This window comes from Alkalibaculum bacchi (genome assembly GCF_937875145.1).
In the GTDB taxonomy this organism is placed as follows: Bacteria; Bacillota; Clostridia; order Eubacteriales; family Alkalibacteraceae; genus Alkalibaculum; species Alkalibaculum bacchi_A.
The window spans coordinates 12,745-31,723 of record NZ_CALNCS010000139.1 but is presented as its reverse complement, the minus strand read 5'-3'; the positions used below and the strand labels follow the sequence as shown (position 1 = coordinate 31,723).

The window sequence follows — 18,979 nt, the reverse complement described above, 5'->3', positions numbered from 1 at the left end:
TTGCTTGAATTATCAAGCATGGAGCCCACTTTTATTGGTGGGAAAGTTGAGTTATTAAGCTTATAGAAAAGTAATTCTAGGAACAGAACGATTAATATAATTCTATATCTTGCGACATATTGACAATCTTAATTGAATATAATATTATATAAATATAAATTTGCAGAGCAACACTTGGTATAAAAGACACCTATGAATATACATAAGATATAGTAAGAATACAGAAAATTATTGTGATTATTATAAGGTATCGCAAAGCGATACCTTTGTTACGTTTTTACTAGCAATACTCTATTATTCATTCCATTTCATGGTGCTTTTTTATGTAAAAGTGTAATGCTTTACAGACAAGAGGAGATGAAATAATGGACAAAATTCAAAAGGCGGGTAGAAGAATCAACAGCAAAATTAAGACTTTCTTTGGTATTGCAGATGCTGGTTTTTCTTTTATGACATTCGTCGAGACATCTTATTTTACACCGTTCTTAACCAACTATGCATTGCTTCCAAATGCTTTAGTCGTGTTAATCACTACAATCACTGGAATCGCGGATATTGTCAGCTCATTGGTTGCAGGAGTATTTTTAGACAAATCCAATCTAAAATGGGGAAAATACCGTTCATGGTTATTAGTTGGACCACCATTTGTCGTGCTATTCTATATATTCCAATTTACGAACATTGGCTCCCCTACACTTGCCGCAATTATTATTAGTTTAGGTTTTATCATCAGTCATACAGTTTGGAATGTATCTTGGACTGCGAATATGTCTCTTGTATCTGTTTTAACAGACGATCCAAGAGAAAGAGCTTTCTTATCAAGTAGAAGAGCAGCTGGTTCTACTGTAGGTAAAGTAGTGGCTTCTTACTTGACTATGCCTGTAGTCTTATTCTTCACTGGAATATTTGGAGAAGGATCAAGCCTTGGCTTTACTGTAACAGCAGGTATTTTCGCAGCAGTTATGATGGTAGCTTATTATATGCATTTTGCTATTTCTAAAGGATATGAAGAACCCATAAGTGCTTCTAGCACAAAAACTCAAGTAAAGAAAGGTCCTTCATTAGCAGATATGTTTAAGTCTGTATTTTCTAATAAGAACCTTGTATTATTCGTAATTTCAGATTTCACAAAATTAATTGGATACTATTTATTAATGGCTGCTTCTTTCTATTACTTTAATTATGTAACAAATAGCATGGCCTTACAACCTGTATTCCTTCTTGTATTTAATATTGCAGGATTTATTGGAGCAATTGCATCCCCTTCTATCGTAGGAAAGATTGGAACAAAGCTTACATACCTTTTAGGAATGGGTGGTTACGCTGCATCTATTATCCTTGCATATTTTGTAGCACAAAATGTAATAGCTGTTATTACTATAATGGGAATTGGGCAAGTATTCTTTGGCTTCTCATATGGATTAACATCTTCATTCTATTCTAATGGTGCTACTTATAGCCAATGGAAAACAGGTAAAGATACTAAAGGTGTTATCATGGCTTTCTCTGGCTTCTCTATTAAGGTAAGTATCTTAGTTCGTGGTCTTATCTTAACAGCAGGAATTGCTGCATTAGGATTTGATGCAAAAGCAGAAAACATCAGCCCTGAAATTATCGAAGGATTTAAGAACATCTTCTTTATTGCTCCATTTATTTTTGCAGTGGTGGCTTTTGCAATTATGTTCTTCTATAATCTTCCAGACAATAAGGTAAGAGAAATGGAAGCTGAAATTGCTACAAGAAAATAATCGCTCATTGCTAGCTCTACTCGTTCGTCCTTAGTCACTAGCATTACTGAGCTAGAAACTATAGTCAAAAGTAAGACTTTCCTATTCACAAGCTAAGAGCCTTGCAAAATGCAAGGCTCTTGTTCTTAAATGACAAGTACACTTCCGTGTAAGTCACAAAGTGGAATGATTCTTATATTGTGTTCTTTCGAAAAATCTTCTACAGCCTTTTTTACATTTGGAAATTGAGTACTATTATAGTCATGAATTAATATGTATCCTCCTTTAGATAGGCGAGGATAAAAAAATGTAAGGCCATTGTATGTAGGTAGATACAAGTCTGTATCTAGACTTACAAATGCAAATGTATCTTCCACATGAAGTGCAGTTTCTGGAAAATACCCTTTGCAAAAGACAGCCATATTGGGATAGGGCAATACACTTTTTACTTGTTCCATGCTTGTGTCGCTGAAATCCCCTCTTTTAGATCTACTCTTATCATATAGATTTTCACATTCTAAGTCTCTTGAGTCAAAACCTTCGAATGTATCGAAAAGATACAATTTCCGTTCCTTAAACAATGTATTTATTTCTCTCGCAAGATATCCCTTGTATACTCCAAGTTCTGCTACATTTCCTTTTACATTTTTATCGTTGATTTCTTTAGCTAACAACCTTAAGGTTGATAACCTAATATCAAACAATTCTCTTAATCTATTAATATTTAAAATCTTTGTTTCATTTATTCCTTCTGATATAAGCTGTTGACAGATACATTCTGATGCTTCCTTGTTTAGTACTGAAACAATTACAGCGTCCGCTTTTTTCATGGTTATATCATTAGGAGAGATTATAGGGACACCCTCTAAAGCTATTGGAAGGTTCTTATAATTGTTATCGGTAAATGCAATTAATTCACAGCTTCCATGAAGTAATTTGCCAATCATTCTCCCAGCCTGTCCTGCTCCAAATATCAAAACTTTTTTCATTATAACCTCCGCTTTGTGCCACCTGTTTTTTATTTTCTAGTTAAGAAGTATGAACTAAAAATGGTCTTTTAAGACAAAGTATACATATTATTTACTAAATTCTTAGCAGCCTTTCCCAAAGCCGCAGTTGGGATATGTACATATATTGCAGTTTAGACATAATCCTCCTTCTCCTAGTCTGTCTAAATCTGCTTTATTGATTGTGTCATCTGCCATAATTCTAGGTAGAATTAAATCAAAGATGGTACGGTCTGAGTACATAACACATCCTGGAAGACCTACTATTGGTACTTTTTTGCCCTTGTAATCATAGTAAGCTACTAATAGCATAGCTCCTGGAAGTACTGGAGCTCCATATGTGATAATCTCTGCTCCTGTAGCTTTTATAGCTCCAGGGGTACAATCATCTGGATCAACGCTCATGCCACCAGTGCAAGCTACAACATCTGCCCCATTTTCTATGTATGACAATACTGCAGCAGTAATTTGCTCTTTTTTATCATCTACAATGGTTTGACCCATTATTTCTACATCAAATTCTTTAAATTTCTCGATAACTACAGGACCAAAGGTATCCTTTATTCTTCCATGGAAAACTTCACTTCCTGTTGTTACAATGCCGACTTTTTTGTGCTTAAAGGGCATAATGGACATGATAGGTTTTCCAGCGCCAATCTCTTGAGCCGTCACCATCTTTTCTTCTTCAATGAGCAAAGGAATAATCCTTGTGCCAGCTAATTTGTCTCCTTCTCTGACAATGGTATTGCCATGTCTTGTGGCTATGATCATTTCTCCTAAACTGTTAATCTGAAAAAGCCTTTGTGAATCTAATTTAAATAATCCGTATGTATCTGCAATAATTTCTATTTTTCCTTCTTTTACAGGAGTAGGCTTCATATATTCATTTTTGCAGATACCATAAAGTATCTCTGCGGCTTCATTTTCATGGAGCATTCCCTCTTGTTTTTCCCATACATAGAGATTTTCTTTGCCAACAGACAAGAGAACAGGTATATCTTCTTCCCTAATAATATGACCTTTTTTAAAGACCACATCTTTCGTAACATCTTTAATGATTTGTGTAATATCGTGACAGAGTATATGACCTACTGCATCTTTCGTTTTTATTTGATTCATTTTACTATGTCTCCTCTCATTTCATATAATTTTACTTTATGATTTCTACAAATAGCTCTACAATTCCGCCACAAACCATTCCATCATCTTCTGCTTCTTCCCCAGTCATATCAGCTCTTACTAACTTAGACTCTTGATTATCAATACATGAAAATGCGGATTGCCTTATGTCTGCTTCAACACAACCTCCTCCAATTGTGCCAATCATGGTACCATCTTTTAATACAAGCATTTTTGTTCCTACTTCTCTTGGAGCAGAGCCCCGCCTCGAAACAATCGTAATTAATGCTTTAGGCATATCTTGATATTTTTCATCTAAAATGTAGCTCATAATTTCCTTACTATAAGTACTCGTTCCAATCTTCTTGTTTTTTACTTCTATTATTTGGGCCATAATAGATACTGCAATTTCTGCAGGAGTTTCTGACCCAATTTTTAATCCGATTGGCGTATATACCTTATTGAGTTTTTCTCTGTCAATGCCTTCCTCCTCTAAGTAGTCTAAGACCTTGGCAACACGCACTTTGCTACCAATCATTCCGATATAAGCATTTTCCTTTTGGATTATTTTCTGCAAACAGATTTGGTCATATCGATGTCCTCTTGTGACTATGACAAAAAAAGTGCCATTGTCACCTTTAATTTGATCTAATGCACTATCAAAAGGTTCACAAACCACCAAGTCTGCACCAGCATTTCTTGCATTATTTGCAAAAGAAGTTCTGTCATCGATTACAGTCACTGGCAAGTCAAGAAGCTTGCACATGCTTATTATCGGCATTGAAATATGGCCTGCTCCACATATAACCACATTGTATTTTTGTGTTAAAAATTCCATATACGCTTTTTCATCACCTACAGTAATTATTTGACTTTTACTGTTTTGTGTAATTTGATCTATCCATTGTTGCCAATTTACTTTATTGTTGTTCGTATAAACGATTTCTCCATTTGACAAGAGCAGTTTAGAATCCATATTCTTACCTGATACAATGGTTAAGATTCTATTGTCCTTGCTCTTATCGATTTGCTGTAATTTTTTAAAAAATTCCATTGGTTTCTCTCCTTACCATTAGTGTTGTATATATATTGTGATCTCGCTCTTATTTCAATTATTAAATATCATTTTGTACAAAATTTCAGCTTGCTCTTTCTTTCTTTTTACAGCTTTCAACGCAATCTCGTCGTTCTTGTACATATTTTCTTTAACCGAAAATCTTTCATCGAGGGGGACAAATTTGTCTTCCTTTACTAATTTGTCTGATAAAAAAACAACTTCCTTTTCGGTTATCATGGAGGGAATCTCTTCTAATCCCATATGTTCAGATACAATGTGAGCAATTTTTTTATATCCCATATCCTCTAGCCACTGTGCACCAACTTTATCATGGTGCGCTCTGCCTTTCGCAATATCATGTAGCAAACTGGCCGCTAGGATTATTTTCTTGTCAAGAAATATTCCTTCATCACTTAGATACTCACAAATGCTTAAAGCCTTTTGCGCGACTTTATCAGAATGCAGTTTTACAGCATCTGTCATATGAAAGTAATCTTGAATTTTGCGACATATATCAACATCAGGACAATCTTTTTTGTCATTAAACGCTAAAAGTTCTATATAGTCAAGATTAACGTCTGCATCTAATATTATTCCAGGATCTATAAAAGAAATATTTTTGCATTCACTCCTCATTTTGTTTATTACGCCTTGTAACCCCATCGTGCCATCGTGCTCTAGTATTTTATTAAAGGCATCTTTTTTTAATAATAAAGGATGACCATTCTCACTTTCATAAGAAGGTTGTACTAATTTTATTCGAGCATCTTTTATTTCTTCTATCATTCCTTTTAGCGTAAACTGTTGAACAAATGGACTATCACCAGGAGATAAAAATGCATAATCCACTTTGTCCCTTATTTGTCTAAGACCCATGACAATGGAGTCAAACATATGAGTTGAATCGTAATTTGTATTCCTTATAAAATGAATCTCTCCATCTTTAAATACTTCCTCAATTTCATTGCCCCGATATCCTGTAACCAGAAAAATTTCATCAACTCCTGCACGTTTATAGTTTTCAACTGTTACTTCAATAATCGTTTTGTTGTCTATAATCATCAATGGCTTGAAGGTTTTCATTCTAGAAGACATTCCTGCTACTGCAATTACAGCACCAATTTTATGCTTTTTCATAATTCACCTCCATGCTTATCTTTTTAATACATATAATACAATATGTTATTATTTTATCATATTTTTATGAATAAATTATAATATTACTTAAATTATTAATAAAATTTGACATTTGTTTTATTCTAATCCTTTTCTATTACTGAATGAATGATTGTGTAGAAAGCTTTATCTATCCCCTGCTATTATGAACACGAGCCATCTCCTAACATATAATATCATAAATACTATATATTGGAGAAAAAAGGCATATTTGAGTTTATAATTTAAGATATTTCTATTCTGTGCAGTGGACGATTGAGAATCGTCCACTGTTTTTATTAAAAAATAACAAGTTTTCGTAACCTCAGTTACCGATAACTTTATAACGAACCTTTATACTTAGGTTATCGAAAAATGAAGCACAAAAATATATAAAGTTTCACTTCGTTATATTTGTTATAATATATATAAAAAATACAATATTAAAGGGGCGTTATTATGAGTATGTTTTGTTATCAATGTCAAGAAGCAGCAAAAGGAACTGGTTGTACGGTAAAAGGAATTTGTGGCAAGGATGAAAATGTAGCACAATTGCAGGACTTATTAATCTATGTATTAAAAGGAATTTCCGTTTATGGTACAAAAGCAAATGAATTAGGTATTCGAAATGCTGAAATAGATGATTTTATCATTAATAGTCTTTTCTCTACTATTACAAATGCAAATTTTGATAAAAATTATTTCGAAGCTAATGTTAAAAAAGGTTTATTAATGAGAGATGAACTAAAAGCACAAGTAGAAAAAGCCGGTGGAAAACTTGGAAATGATTTACACGATGCAGCTACATGGGGATCTAGCAATGTAAATTCAGAAGGTATCTTAAAGAAAATCTTTAGTTTATTCTCAGGTAGTAACGATACCCAAGCAGAATATACTACAGAGCAATTACGTGAAAAAGCGCCAAAAGTTGGTGTCCTAGCAACAGAGAATGAAGATGTTCGCTCTCTTAGAGAACTGTTGATTTATGGATTAAAAGGTATGGCTGCTTATTTGAAACACGCAGATAATTTAGGCGCTAGAGATGAAAAGGTCAATGTATTTATGCAAAAAGCATTAGTTGCTACATTAGATGATAGCTTAAGCGCAGATGATTTAGTATCTCTTGTATTAGAATGTGGTAAATACGGTGTAGACGCTATGGCTTTATTAGACAATGCCAATACATCTACTTATGGCTCTCCTGAGATCACTACAGTAAATATTGGTGTAAATAAAAACCCAGGTATTTTAATAAGCGGTCACGATTTAAAAGATATGGAAGAATTATTAAAACAAACCGAAGGAACAGGTGTAGATGTATACACTCACAGTGAAATGCTTCCAGCTCACTATTATCCTGCTTTCAAAAAATACAAACACTTTGTTGGAAACTATGGAAATGCATGGTGGAAACAAGATACAGAATTTAAAAGTTTTAATGGACCTATCTTAATGACAACAAACTGCCTTGTACCTCCAAAACCAGAATACAAAGACAGAATGTACACTACTGGAGCTACAGGTTTTGAAGGAGTAAAACACATAGCAGATGGAAAACCAAAAGATTTTTCAGCAATCATCAATCATGCAAAAAAATGCAAACCTCCTGTTCAAATTGAAAAAGGCGAAATTGTCGGTGGATTTGCTCACGCTACAGTTATTAGCTTAGCAGATAAAGTAGTAGAAGCTGTTAAATCAGGTGCTATTAAGAGATTCTTTGTTATGGCAGGCTGTGATGGAAGAATGAAGGGTAGAGATTACTACACTGAATTTGCCAAAAAATTACCACAAGATACAATCATTCTAACTGCTGGTTGTGCAAAATATAGATATAATAAATTAGAGCTTGGGGATATTGGTGGCATTCCAAGAGTATTAGATGCAGGACAATGTAATGACTCTTATTCCTTAGCAGTAATTGCACTTAAACTAAAAGAAGTATTCGAATTAAATGATATTAATGACCTTCCAATATCTTATAATATTGCTTGGTATGAACAAAAGGCAGTTATTGTACTTTTAGCTCTTCTATACTTAGGCGTAAAGAACATTCATCTAGGACCAACACTACCAGCGTTCTTATCTCCTAATGTAGCAAAAGTACTAGTTGATACATTTGGTATTGGTGGCATTACAGATGTAGAAAGCGATATTGGAATGTTCATGGAAGCTTAAGTGCCGAAGGTACTTAGGTCGCTAGCTTTTAAGTATTCCTCCCGGTCATTCTTCTGCGAAAAAGGATACCGAATTATAAAACTTTACCTTATACAAATAACCTTTACAAGGGCGCATCGACAGATGCGTTCTTTTTTATAAGTTAGACTTCAGAAATTCGCTACGCTCATTTCTGAAGTCGCGCCATTCTCCAAATAAAAACAAGTTTTTATTTACGTATTCATGATATACCACAGCCAAATTGGCAAGCCATTTGTCTATAGCATAGCATGGATACTGCAAAAGCTGCGTTTTTGCTTGGCTCACTGTTTCACGAAAAAAAGCAGGGAGAAGCTCCCTGCCATAAAGAGTGAAGAGGAATTATTTTTTCATTGTCCATAAACCTACAAAGAGATAAATGTTACACAATGAATTTGTTGACAAAATCAATATTTGCTATAAAGCAAATATTTTAGCTACCTTACTGCTCGTATAACCTTTGGCCAAATGTCTAAGCCTTTGTTTATTGTTGGAGCGCCGGAAATATTTCGAATCTCTGGTTCGTGGTAAATCAAGCTTTTCAACTCACATCACCTCTCTCCTCGATTTTCAATACTTGCTACTCTTGCTAACAGCTCCTCTGCACTACTTTATAATCTTATTATGTCTGTTTCATAAAATACTATGCAAAAAAATTTATTTAAATAAAAAACAATTCATTTTAACATCATAATTTTTATTTTGAATAACCTTCTGCCCTACATCATTCTTTTATTAAACCAATTACTTCAGTACCAGATACCTCTATCTTTACAGAATCTCCCACCTGAATAAAAGGCAGTTGTTTATTTACAGATACCTTAACTGTATAAACGGCTTGATCATTTCCCTCTAATGTAAAAAAGTAGGTTGTCTCTCCGTCTAATACAACCTCTGCCATAGTTGCAATTTTTCCACTAACGGATTGTTTTTCTACAATTGGGTCTACTTCCTCCTCACTTGGTGATGAGATAACGCCACCTGTAAAATTGCTCCAAGCACCTGCTAATGAATTTGCAATTCCTACTTTTTGATAATTTGTTGCATCTACAAAAGCGTAAAGTTTAATCAAACCAGCTTCATCCTTGAGTGAAAGCTGATAAACAGGCCTTCCTTCCATTCGAAACAGCAATGGGAATGTACTTATGTACCCCTTTTCTTGGACGGAACCTTGAGCACTCTCCATAACACTCCACTCTGTTGCAGTACTCAAATTATACCTCTTTGCTTCTTTTGTACGTGAATTGATTAAAGTAAATCCGATATTTGATTCATCGGATACGACAGATGTTAATCCTGTATAAAGGTATAAATCATCATTTAATACAATATAATTATACCCTTCTGCATTTTGGATTACGCCCCTTTTTGTAATTAGGCTATTTAAAAATCCCTTTTGGTACATTCCATTATAATTAATATGTGTCATGACCATATCCGCTGGATACACTCGATCCACCCAATTAGGTATATCTTTTAAATCGTATCTTTTAATATCACCATTAGTAGCATCCACGACAAAAGCACCTACAACATCTGTTGGACCTAAGAAACTAAATCTCTTTTTGACAATTGGTGCAATATAATAAGGATTGCCTTCTTCATCTAATTCAAAAGCTGGATTTTCAAATAGAACCGTGGGATAATGTAAGAAAATATGACGGTTAATATCGTCATTAAAAAATCCAGAATGAGAATAATAAATACTGTCTTTGAGATCAACTAATTCAGATTCGCCAGAGACCATATCTACAGTAATATAATGAGGAATTCCTTCACTTCGGTTGGTTAACCAACGAAAAAAGCCTACGTATTGAAGTGGAGAAACTCGCACAGATTTGCCCTGATAAGCTATCTGAGTGTATTCACTACTTACATCGAATTGAGAAACAAGATTCAGGACTTCTCCAATTTTCCGACTCCCCAATCTCTCTGCCATATCACGATCTATAGTTGGAATATTTGCTGGGTCTTTATTTGTTAGATCTTCTTCAAAGTTCCCCTCGGTATAGGTCAGGATATTAGCATATCCTTTAGAACGAAAAATTGCAGAACCGCCAACACTACCTATGATAATAACCACTACACCGATTGCGATTAATACCGAAGAAAATTTAAATACTTTTGTACCTTGACGACCGTTTAAAATCATCCAAAGTACAGTACTCACGGCAATATACGAAAACAAACAAAACCAGAACCCTAGTGACTGAAAAGATAAGGGAATTAGCGTAATATACCAAACAATAAGTAAAACCAATAAAGGAAAAGCGTATGAAATTAATATCTTATGCCATTTCTTTAAACTCATTAATAGAACTCCTTTCACTATTTAATTATATATACGCATTAATTATACCATTAATTAACTTCTTCACAATATTAATGATACAATGCAATTGATTTTCTTAAAAAAAGCAAATAAGTTCACAAGTTTTTTATATAACAAAAGACGGCCTTAACCGTCTTTTGCATTTTTATTGCATTAAACTGTAGCCTCCGCTACAGAATTATTATTTTGTTTTAATACTCCATTAGGTTGTGGTATTTGATTTTCAACTAGATTGTTCATCTTGCAAAAGTGTTTATAAAAGTTCTGAGCAATTTCTTTTTCTTTACCTTCAGGTTTTAAATATGCAATATCTCGCAATATTTGTGCCATATAGATATTTTCAAAATAGCGATATATACCAGTATTCCATGTTGTGTTCTGAGGATATCTTTTGTTAATATAATAATTCCAGAATAACATCTTTTGAGACTCTTCTTCTGATAAACGAATTTTATATATTGAGTGAGCAGGAATATAACCATCTTCACATTGATTACCTGAAAAAGTCTCATGAACCATGTATACGCCAATTATTTTTCTTCGATCTTCTGGTTCTCCAGAATCTCTCTGAGTTAATAGACAGGCGCTATTTTGATGCATTCGTATAGGGCGATTTGGTTCCCCTTTTTTGATACCGCTTTTTATTACACCAGTGTAAACCATCCAGTCAGCAAATACTTGTTCTATGTCTTCTTCTTGGCACCAAAAAACAGCTTGAGAACTAGGATGAATTTTATTGCTTTTCATAAACTTTTCTACTTCTAAACGACGTTCTCGCTCTTGAGTCTCAATCATTTTTTTGTGTTCAATCTCTAATTCTATCTTTTTACGTTCGATTTCATTTTCTTCAATAAGTTTTTTGATATCTGATGCGATATTTTGATCAAGAATAGTCAGATAAGATGCAAATGCATCAGGAAAGATAAATTTCTTATTTCCAGTTTCAAATTTTATTTCTACAACATTATCGTTGTATTTAATGATACTTCCCTCGCCAAAATTGTCGTGTTTTACTAATTCATTAATGATATCCATACGCCTTCCCCTCTCATATCTATACAACAATAATAATTTCCGCAGTATTTGTCTTGATGTTCTGTACAAAATTGAGTAAGCCCAAGGAATACATCCCCTCTCTACTCTTAACCGTTTACTTTCAAACGAATATATAAAAACCGCTCCATCTTCTTCCTACAAATCCTTGTATTGGAATATGAATGCGGCTATGCATCTATTATAACATATTTTAATTAAAAAAACAAATTTTACATTGACATACTTATACGTATATTATATTATATATGGTTATTTATTTGCAAACGATTTTTTATTTATTTGTAGATTTTGCCTAATTTTATTATTAACATCTTTTCACATAAACATTCATTTTTTAAGATAAATTTTCTTAAAACTCCGTTGAGATGAATTAAAGCATTAATAAAATTGCACCTAGAAAAATAAAGATATCTGCTATATTAAATACTGGAAGTTTTTTATATTTAATATACAAAAAGTCCGTAACATAACCATTATAAATTCGGTCAACAAAATTACCACTTGCACCACCAATGATAAAAGACAAAGCTAATAGCATCCTTGGCTCTGCGTTGTTTTGATTATAAAAAATAAGAACCCCTAGGAGTATGAGAAGGAATAAAGCAATAATCGTCTTTAAAAGGCGTTGCCTATTTTTTAAAAACCCTAAAAAAGCGCCTCTATTGACTACTAAATTGAGATAAAAATGTTTTGTTATTCTTTTAAAAGAGTTTACTTTTAGATACTCTGTAATGTACTTTTTTGAGCTTAAATCCATAAAAATGATAAAAAGTATAATAGAAATATAAACCATTTGCTTCACTGCCTCTTATAAAATAAGTAGTACCTAAATTTTAATAATTATATAGCATGAGGTAATTCGTTAACTTTAATTATAGCTTCTAAAATGTTATTTTGCCAGAGATTTTAACAGGAAAAGAAAAGGACTTCTCTTATTAAAAGAGGATAATGTTTTACAGTACTGTTAAAGCTGTGTTAGTATTTAATCATACATAAAAACTAAAAACATTGTTCATTTTAACAAATAATTCTTTATATGTAAAAATACCGCATGCATATAAACATTTAGACAAACAACTTAAGCATAAACCAGATAAGGTTGTTTTGGGTTTAAATTTTGACAAATATGATATGATTAAGATATTATTTATATTACCACGCACATTTCACTACACAAGGGGGAACAATACTTGATTACTTCTCGCAAAATTGTTGAACGCAGAAATCAAATCGTAGAAATAATAAATCAAAATGGAATGTTAAGAATTGCTGATGCAATAAAACTATTTAAGGTTTCTGACGAAACAATTCGTAAAGATTTCGCATACTTAGAGGAACACGGGATTTTAAAAAAAGTTCATGGAGGAGCAATTGCCAATGAAAGCGATATTATTTCTCCTGTCTCAATAAGGAAGACGGAAAATTATGATTTAAAGTTGAAACTGGCTACTAAAGCAATAGAGTTATTTAATCTAAAGGACAACATCATCGGCCTAGATATTGGCAGTACTATTACTGTTCTTGCAAGCTTATATGCTAAAATGAGTGACAATATATTTATTACAAATTCATTTCCAGCTACTCAAGAACTGATTTCTAGTAAGAATACTTTGATATGCACAGGCGGAGAATACCACCCCCATGATATGTGTTTTAGAGGAGAACTTGCTAAAAACGCATTGCAAACCTTTGCAATGGATGTATGTTTTTTAGGTTCTAGTGGCGTACTCCATAGAGATGGTATCTGTACTACGAGTTTTTTCGATATTGATATTAAAAAAGAGCTCATATTAAGAAGCCGTAAATCTGTAGTACTTTTAGATCACAGTAAATTCGAAAAAAGCTCTTTGGTTCAAGTAGCTGATTGGAGTGAAATAGATCTTGTAATAACAGATGATAATATTCCGAACGACAATAAATCTACTATTTCTAATTTTACAGAACTAATTATTATCTAACAGCAGGAAAACGCCTTAGACTCATTAAACCCTAGTTTAACAATAGTTTAATAATTGTTTACTTGAATCTATAAAAAGTGCCCTGTAATAATGATATTAAGGGCACCTTGCTTAAAGATGAAATGTGTTCTCTTCAATTTGTGTTATTTGCTCTATTCTCTTTTCATGCCTTCCACCTTCAAATTTAGCGTCTAACCATGAGTCTACTATGAGTTTTGCTAAATCAATTCCTACTACTCTTGCTCCCATTGCTAAAATATTCGTATTATTATGCTCTTTAGATAATTTCGCTGAATAACAATCGCTACAAACGACGGCTCGGATTCCATGTACCTTATTTGCTGCTATAGAAATTCCTACTCCAGTTCCACAAATAAGAATGCCCTTATCGCATTCTCCTGATAAAACCGCTTCTGCTACCTTTACAGCATATATAGTATAGTCTGTTCGCTCTGTATCAAAAGGGCCATAATCTTTATACGGAATTCCTCTTTCTTCTAAATGTTTTATAATTTCTTTTTTTAAGTCTACGCCTACGTGATCACTACCTAATGCTATCATTATCTTCTTCCTTCCTTTAAGCATGAAAAACCATATATTCCAGCCCCAATTACTCCGTTCTCTTGATGAGCTCTCGCATAGTGAAATGCTAGATTATCTGCGGGGAAAGGCTTTCGAGTATGACTTAAAATGTTTGACTCTAATTTATGGAAAGGAAATCCTTCCATTTGTAAAACTCCTCCCCCTAAAATAACATAATCTGGATCTAGTATACTAATTTCTGTAGCAATTGGAATAGATAAATATTCTACATACTCTACTATTTTAGGATCTTGGGAATGTTTGACAAATATTTTATCTAAACTTGTTTCTGGAAAAAATTCTTCTCTTATAATCTGTAAATACTTTCCTGATGAAAACAATTCCATACAACCTTTATTGCCACAACCGCATGGTATTGTATTATTCATAATGGGGATATGTCCTAGCTCTCCAGCACAACCATTCTTTCCATTATATATTCTGCCCTTAATTACTATTGCATTTCCAAGCCCAGTACCAATGTAAAAACCTAAAACAGTGCTCTCAGGATGAATCTTATTCATGTACATATCATATTGAATAAGTAAGTTCACATCTCGTTCTAAAAATATCGGAAGCTCTAAACTCTCTTGTAGCTCCTCAACTACATTCAGATTGTTCATTCCTGTTAGATTAGGGGTAGATAGGACGATTTTTCTTGTTCTATCTATTGTGGAAGGAAAGCCTAGTGAGACTGCAAGAATATTCTTGTTTTTACCTTTTCTTCTTCTATAATCTTCTATAAAGCATGATAAATTTTCAATAGGTTTGTCATGAAATATCTCTTTGCTTTTAATTATTTCGAATTCTTCAACTACTTTTGATTTATTTACCATCCCTATTCTCACATTGGTTCCACCAATATCTAAGCCGATAATCAGACCATTTTCCTTCATTGTATCCTCCTTATGCCTGATGACCTTCTCCTTAAAATCATGGAGCATCATATCATATGCCTTGTCTAAATCAGAATCTAGACCGAATAAACCTGTTAATCCTATTACTTAGAGCTCAGCTCCATTATTATGTAATCTCTTAGATGCCTTTTTATTATACGGACCATTAACTCCTATAACGAAATTTAACAAAACTTTCTTTTATTATTTATTTACCCTTTACAGTAGCTCCAAATACTCTTTCAAGAGTAACTGCCCCTATTATTAAAGCACCCATGACGATTTGCTGATAATAGGTAGGAACAGCAAGCATATTTAAACCATTGCTAATAGTACCAATAATGATACCCCCGACAAGTACTTTTAAAACCACACCTTTTCCGCCAAAGAAACTAGTTCCACCAATAATAGCAGAAGCGATAGCAAATGTCTCATATCCTGTAGCTGCTAATGGTTCAGCAGAGCCAAGTCTTGCTGTTAACACAACACCTGCGATACCGGCACATACACCTGAGATAATAAATACGATTAGAGTATGCATATTCACATTGATTCCTGAATACCATGCTGCTTCTTTATTTCCTCCCATGGCATATATATTTCTACCTAATTTCGTTTTATTTGTTATAAATGTAAGAATTAAAGCTACTACAACGGCAATAATTACCGGCTTGGGAATAACCCAGAGCCATCCAGAAACCATGCTAGAGAAAGCTGTATCAAATCCAAATATTGGCCTTGCATCCGAAATAATAAGGGTAAACCCTCTATAAATTGAGTTGGTACCAAGTGTAATAATGAATGGATGCAATTTTGTCACATTGACTAAAGTACCATTAATTGCACCTAGTACTGCGCCAAGCAAGATCCCACCAAGTAAAATTGAAATAATTGGGCTAATTCCTGCAACTAAAAGTTTACCTGTTACCATACCACTTAGAGCCAAAATAGAACCTACAGATAGATCGATTCCTGCAATTAGTATGGCGAAAAATTCTCCACATGCAATTAATATGGTTACAGAACTCTGTAGTAATATTTGAATAAAATTTTCTTTATTAAAGAAACTATCTGGCGATATGATTCCAAATATGGCAACCATGGCTAAAAGAATAATAAATGTACCATAGTTTTCCCACAATTGACTTAAATTCATCTTTTTTGACATCTGCTTTCCTCCTAATCGTTTCCTGTTGCTGCTTTTAAAATAACTTCTTCTGACGCTTCATCAGAAGTAAATATTGTCTTTATTTCGCCATTGCAAAACACTGCAATTCGATCACATACAGAAAGAAGTTCTGGCAATTCAGATGATACCATTACTACAGCTTTTCCATTATCTGCAAGGTTTCTCATAATACGATATATTTCAGATTTGCTTCCAATATCGATACCTTTCGTTGGTTCATCAAAAATGAGCATTTCTGCTTTAGATGCAATCCATTTTCCAATAATTACTTTTTGTTGATTTCCACCAGATAAATCCGTAATATTTTGCTTTACTGATCTACATTTTATATTAAATGTTTCTTTTTGTTCTTCTGCATCCTTGTAATCATCCTTGTTATCTAGTAAACCAGAAACGCCACCCAAACCAGCATTTTTAATATTTTTAATAAAAGTAACATTTTGCTCTATACTAAAATTATGAAAGAATCCTGTTTCTCTTCTATTCTCTGTCAATAATCCGATACCCTGTTTAATTGCTTTGAAGGATCCTTTATTATCGATTTTCTTATTTTTAAGATAGATTTCACCTGCTTCGATAGGAGCTATTCCAAAGATTGCCTCCATGAGTTCTGTTCTTCCAGAACCTACTAAACCTGCAAAACCTAATACTTCGCCTTCATATACTTCAAAAGAAATATCTTTAATTTTTTTATCTTTTCTCGTAATGTTTTTTGCTTCAAATATTTTATTTGACATTAATTCACATCTAGGTCTTTTACTTACATAAGAGTCTTTAACTTCTCTTCCTACCATCATTTTTATTAACTCATCAATTTCTATTTTATGTACATCTCGTACTCCTACATAAGTACCATCTTTCAATACAGATACTCGGTCACCAATTTGCTTTAGTTCATTCATCTTGTGGGATATGTAGACGATTCCTTTTCCTTCTGATTTTAATTTTCTTATAATAATAAATAGTCGATCTACTTCTTCATTTGTTAAAGATGATGTTGGTTCATCCATAATGATTACCTTTGCATTAAAGGCTATTGCTTTTGCGATTTCAACAATTTGTTTTTCCGATATACTCAAATCTTTAACCAATGTTTCAGGATCTTTTTTTAAGCCTAATTGCTCTAGGACTTCTTTAGTTCGCTTTTTCATATAATCGTAATCTACAATATCAATGTTCAATACCTTTTTTGTAGCTAATTTACCTAAGAATATATTTTCATAAATGGTAAGTTCTCCAATTACGCTTAATTCCTGATAAATTATGCTTATGCCATTTGCTAGGGACTCTTTAGGAGTTAGCCTATTAAAAGATTTGCCTTCAATAATTATTTCTCCTTCAGTAGGCTCGTAAACTCCACTAAGTATTTTCATGAGAGTTGATTTACCTGCACCATTTTCACCTAGGAGGATATGCACTTCACCTGCTTCAATAGTAAAACTAATATTATTTAATGCAATAACGCCAGGAAATTTTTTTGTTATATTTTTCATCTCTACTAAAGTATGCATACATCCATCCCTTTCTTGTTCTGTTATTAAAAGGATGGATGCGTATTCACCCTTGCAAATAGCATCTCATCCTTTTGTATCCTTATTATTTTGTGATTAAATTAGAATCAACTGGAGTTTTTTCTGGAATCACTTGAGGGTCAATAGCTGGCTTGTCTTTAAGAGCTTGAACTAATTGTCTTAAGGCTTCTGCACCAACTTCAGCTGAGTCTTGTGCAACGGTTGCAGCGAGATTACCTGCCTTAACTGCATCTACTGCTTCACTTGCTCCATCAGTACCTACTACAATAATTTGGTCTTTTTTGTTTGCATTTACAACAGCTTGTTGCGCACCTAAAGCCATAGTATCATTTGCACAGTAAATACCTACTAAGTCTGGGTATTTGCTAATAAGATTAGCAGCTACATCTAATGCTTTCGTACGATCCCAATCTGCCGGTTGACTTGCTACCACTTCAAATCCTTCAGCACCTTCAAAAGCTTTTGTTGCACCTACTTTACGGTCATTACCTGTTGCATTACCTGCTTTTCCTTCAATGATAGCTACCTTACCGCCATCAGAATTTTGCTCTATTATGTATCCTGCTCCTTTTTCCCCAACAGCTACATTATCCGTAGTTACAAAGAATAAGAGGCTTCCACCTAAGCCCTGTAATTGATCAATATCAACTTGCTCATCAATATTACCAACATAAATGCCTGCTTCATTAGCTTTTACAATTGCAGTATTTAAGTTCGCTGGTGATAATGGTGCAATACCAATAGCTTTGTATTTTTTAGAAATAGCAGTTTCAAATAAATCTAATTGCCCTTGTAAGTCATCTTCTGATTGAGCTGCATAAACATCAACCTTAATACCTAATTTTTCTGCTTCAGCTTCGATACCATCTTTCATTTGTGCCCAAAAATCATTCGATAGGGTTTTTAAGATTATGGCAATTTCAGCTTGCTCCTCAGGCTTAGTAGTTGCTGTCTCTGCGTCTTTACTACATGCTGTAAAGGATATCATCAGCATTAGCGCTAAGACTAGGATGGTTAGTTTTGTACTGGTTTTCTTTTTCATTTTCTTTCCTCCCCTTTTATTTATATATAAATACTTAAAGAGTAAATCCTTAAGTAGTTATATCAATAAATTAAACGATTGTACAAATCCTAAGATTTAGATTTGAAACAGAATACACACTAGCCAATAACGAA

15 protein-coding genes are annotated in these 18,979 nt (G+C 33.4%); 3 read left to right on the top strand and 12 right to left on the bottom strand.

The features are described from left to right. The first annotated feature begins 365 nt into the window (after window positions 1-365). Window positions 366-1,748 carry an MFS transporter gene (locus Q7P22_RS08560; protein ID WP_303863144.1) on the top strand — a complete coding sequence of 461 codons (1,383 nt, stop codon included), beginning with the start codon at window positions 366-368 and terminating at the stop codon, window positions 1,746-1,748. 125 nt (window positions 1,749-1,873) lie between these two features. Here the strand turns inward: Q7P22_RS08560 and Q7P22_RS08555 are convergent, their stop codons facing one another. The 4 genes from Q7P22_RS08555 to Q7P22_RS08540 form a co-directional block, all read right to left on the bottom strand. Further along, a complete protein-coding gene (locus Q7P22_RS08555) occupies window positions 1,874-2,716 on the bottom strand; it encodes a TylF/MycF/NovP-related O-methyltransferase (protein ID WP_303863142.1) in 843 nt (280 codons plus the stop codon). A gap of 102 nt (window positions 2,717-2,818) precedes the next feature. Continuing rightward, entirely contained in the window at window positions 2,819-3,853 is a 1,035-nt protein-coding gene (locus Q7P22_RS08550) for a molybdopterin-binding protein (protein WP_303863138.1), read from the bottom strand. 31 nt (window positions 3,854-3,884) lie between these two features. Next, window positions 3,885-4,907, bottom strand: a complete 1,023-nt coding sequence (locus tag Q7P22_RS08545) for an XdhC/CoxI family protein (protein ID WP_303863135.1) — start codon at window positions 4,905-4,907, stop codon at window positions 3,885-3,887. A 54-nt stretch (window positions 4,908-4,961) separates the two neighbouring features. After that, complete coding sequence (locus Q7P22_RS08540) at window positions 4,962-6,047, bottom strand: DVU_1551 family NTP transferase (RefSeq protein WP_303863133.1); 1,086 nt, start codon at window positions 6,045-6,047, stop codon at window positions 4,962-4,964. A gap of 477 nt (window positions 6,048-6,524) precedes the next feature. Between Q7P22_RS08540 and hcp the strand changes: the two genes are divergently transcribed. After that, window positions 6,525-8,240 carry a hydroxylamine reductase gene (gene hcp, locus Q7P22_RS08535; RefSeq protein ID WP_303863131.1) on the top strand — a complete coding sequence of 572 codons (1,716 nt, stop codon included), beginning with the start codon at window positions 6,525-6,527 and terminating at the stop codon, window positions 8,238-8,240. A gap of 742 nt (window positions 8,241-8,982) precedes the next feature. Here hcp and Q7P22_RS08530 read toward each other — a convergent pair. From Q7P22_RS08530 to lspA, 3 genes are all read right to left on the bottom strand, one after another. Continuing rightward, complete coding sequence (locus tag Q7P22_RS08530) at window positions 8,983-10,569, bottom strand: hypothetical protein (protein ID WP_303863128.1); 1,587 nt, start codon at window positions 10,567-10,569, stop codon at window positions 8,983-8,985. Between the two features lie 174 nt (window positions 10,570-10,743). Then, window positions 10,744-11,625 carry a hypothetical protein gene (locus Q7P22_RS08525; RefSeq protein WP_303863126.1) on the bottom strand — a complete coding sequence of 294 codons (882 nt, stop codon included), beginning with the start codon at window positions 11,623-11,625 and terminating at the stop codon, window positions 10,744-10,746. A gap of 391 nt (window positions 11,626-12,016) precedes the next feature. Beyond that, window positions 12,017-12,439 carry a signal peptidase II gene (gene lspA, locus Q7P22_RS08520; protein ID WP_303863123.1) on the bottom strand — a complete coding sequence of 141 codons (423 nt, stop codon included), beginning with the start codon at window positions 12,437-12,439 and terminating at the stop codon, window positions 12,017-12,019. Between the two features lie 397 nt (window positions 12,440-12,836). Between lspA and Q7P22_RS08515 the strand changes: the two genes are divergently transcribed. Next, window positions 12,837-13,604, top strand: coding sequence for a DeoR/GlpR family DNA-binding transcription regulator (locus Q7P22_RS08515; protein WP_303863121.1), 768 nt, complete (start codon window positions 12,837-12,839; stop codon window positions 13,602-13,604). A gap of 111 nt (window positions 13,605-13,715) precedes the next feature. On the opposite strand, the gene rpiB is transcribed toward Q7P22_RS08515, so the two are convergent. The 5 genes from rpiB to alsB all read right to left on the bottom strand — a co-directional run bounded on the left by rpiB (window position 13,716) and on the right by alsB (window position 18,845). Then, entirely contained in the window at window positions 13,716-14,168 is a 453-nt protein-coding gene (rpiB, locus tag Q7P22_RS08510) for a ribose 5-phosphate isomerase B (protein WP_113921219.1), read from the bottom strand. Then, complete coding sequence (gene alsK / locus Q7P22_RS08505; RefSeq protein ID WP_170128271.1) at window positions 14,165-15,082, bottom strand: allose kinase; 918 nt, start codon at window positions 15,080-15,082, stop codon at window positions 14,165-14,167. The genes rpiB and alsK overlap by 4 nt, the downstream gene beginning before the upstream one ends. Window positions 15,083-15,290: 208 nt before the next feature. Continuing rightward, a complete protein-coding gene (alsC, locus tag Q7P22_RS08500) occupies window positions 15,291-16,250 on the bottom strand; it encodes a D-allose ABC transporter permease (protein ID WP_113921173.1) in 960 nt (319 codons plus the stop codon). An 11-nt stretch (window positions 16,251-16,261) separates the two neighbouring features. Continuing rightward, the gene (locus tag Q7P22_RS08495; protein ID WP_113921172.1) at window positions 16,262-17,782 is read right to left on the bottom strand and encodes a sugar ABC transporter ATP-binding protein; all 1,521 of its coding nucleotides are present in this window, start codon (window positions 17,780-17,782) and stop codon (window positions 16,262-16,264) included. Window positions 17,783-17,867: 85 nt separating this feature from the next. Further along, the gene (alsB, locus tag Q7P22_RS08490; protein ID WP_303863107.1) at window positions 17,868-18,845 is read right to left on the bottom strand and encodes a D-allose transporter substrate-binding protein; all 978 of its coding nucleotides are present in this window, start codon (window positions 18,843-18,845) and stop codon (window positions 17,868-17,870) included. Window positions 18,846-18,979: the final 134 nt, after the last annotated feature.

Bases quoted from the DNA above. Each gene is read 5' to 3' on its own strand.
- alsB (WP_303863107.1), bottom strand. From the start codon at position 18,845: ATGAAAAAGAAAACCAGTACAAAACTAACCATCCTAGTCTTAGCGCTA.
- Q7P22_RS08560 (WP_303863144.1), top strand. From the start codon at position 366: ATGGACAAAATTCAAAAGGCGGGTAGAAGAATCAACAGCAAAATTAAG.
- Q7P22_RS08545 (WP_303863135.1), bottom strand. From the start codon at position 4,907: ATGGAATTTTTTAAAAAATTACAGCAAATCGATAAGAGCAAGGACAAT.
- Q7P22_RS08540 (WP_303863133.1), bottom strand. From the start codon at position 6,047: ATGAAAAAGCATAAAATTGGTGCTGTAATTGCAGTAGCAGGAATGTCT.
- Q7P22_RS08530 (WP_303863128.1), bottom strand. From the start codon at position 10,569: ATGAGTTTAAAGAAATGGCATAAGATATTAATTTCATACGCTTTTCCT.
- Q7P22_RS08525 (WP_303863126.1), bottom strand. From the start codon at position 11,625: ATGGATATCATTAATGAATTAGTAAAACACGACAATTTTGGCGAGGGA.
- alsC (WP_113921173.1), bottom strand. From the start codon at position 16,250: ATGTCAAAAAAGATGAATTTAAGTCAATTGTGGGAAAACTATGGTACA.
- Q7P22_RS08495 (WP_113921172.1), bottom strand. From the start codon at position 17,782: ATGCATACTTTAGTAGAGATGAAAAATATAACAAAAAAATTTCCTGGC.
- alsK (WP_170128271.1), bottom strand. From the start codon at position 15,082: ATGAAGGAAAATGGTCTGATTATCGGCTTAGATATTGGTGGAACCAAT.
- Q7P22_RS08555 (WP_303863142.1), bottom strand. From the start codon at position 2,716: ATGAAAAAAGTTTTGATATTTGGAGCAGGACAGGCTGGGAGAATGATT.
- Q7P22_RS08550 (WP_303863138.1), bottom strand. From the start codon at position 3,853: ATGAATCAAATAAAAACGAAAGATGCAGTAGGTCATATACTCTGTCAC.
- lspA (WP_303863123.1), bottom strand. From the start codon at position 12,439: ATGGTTTATATTTCTATTATACTTTTTATCATTTTTATGGATTTAAGC.
- hcp (WP_303863131.1), top strand. From the start codon at position 6,525: ATGAGTATGTTTTGTTATCAATGTCAAGAAGCAGCAAAAGGAACTGGT.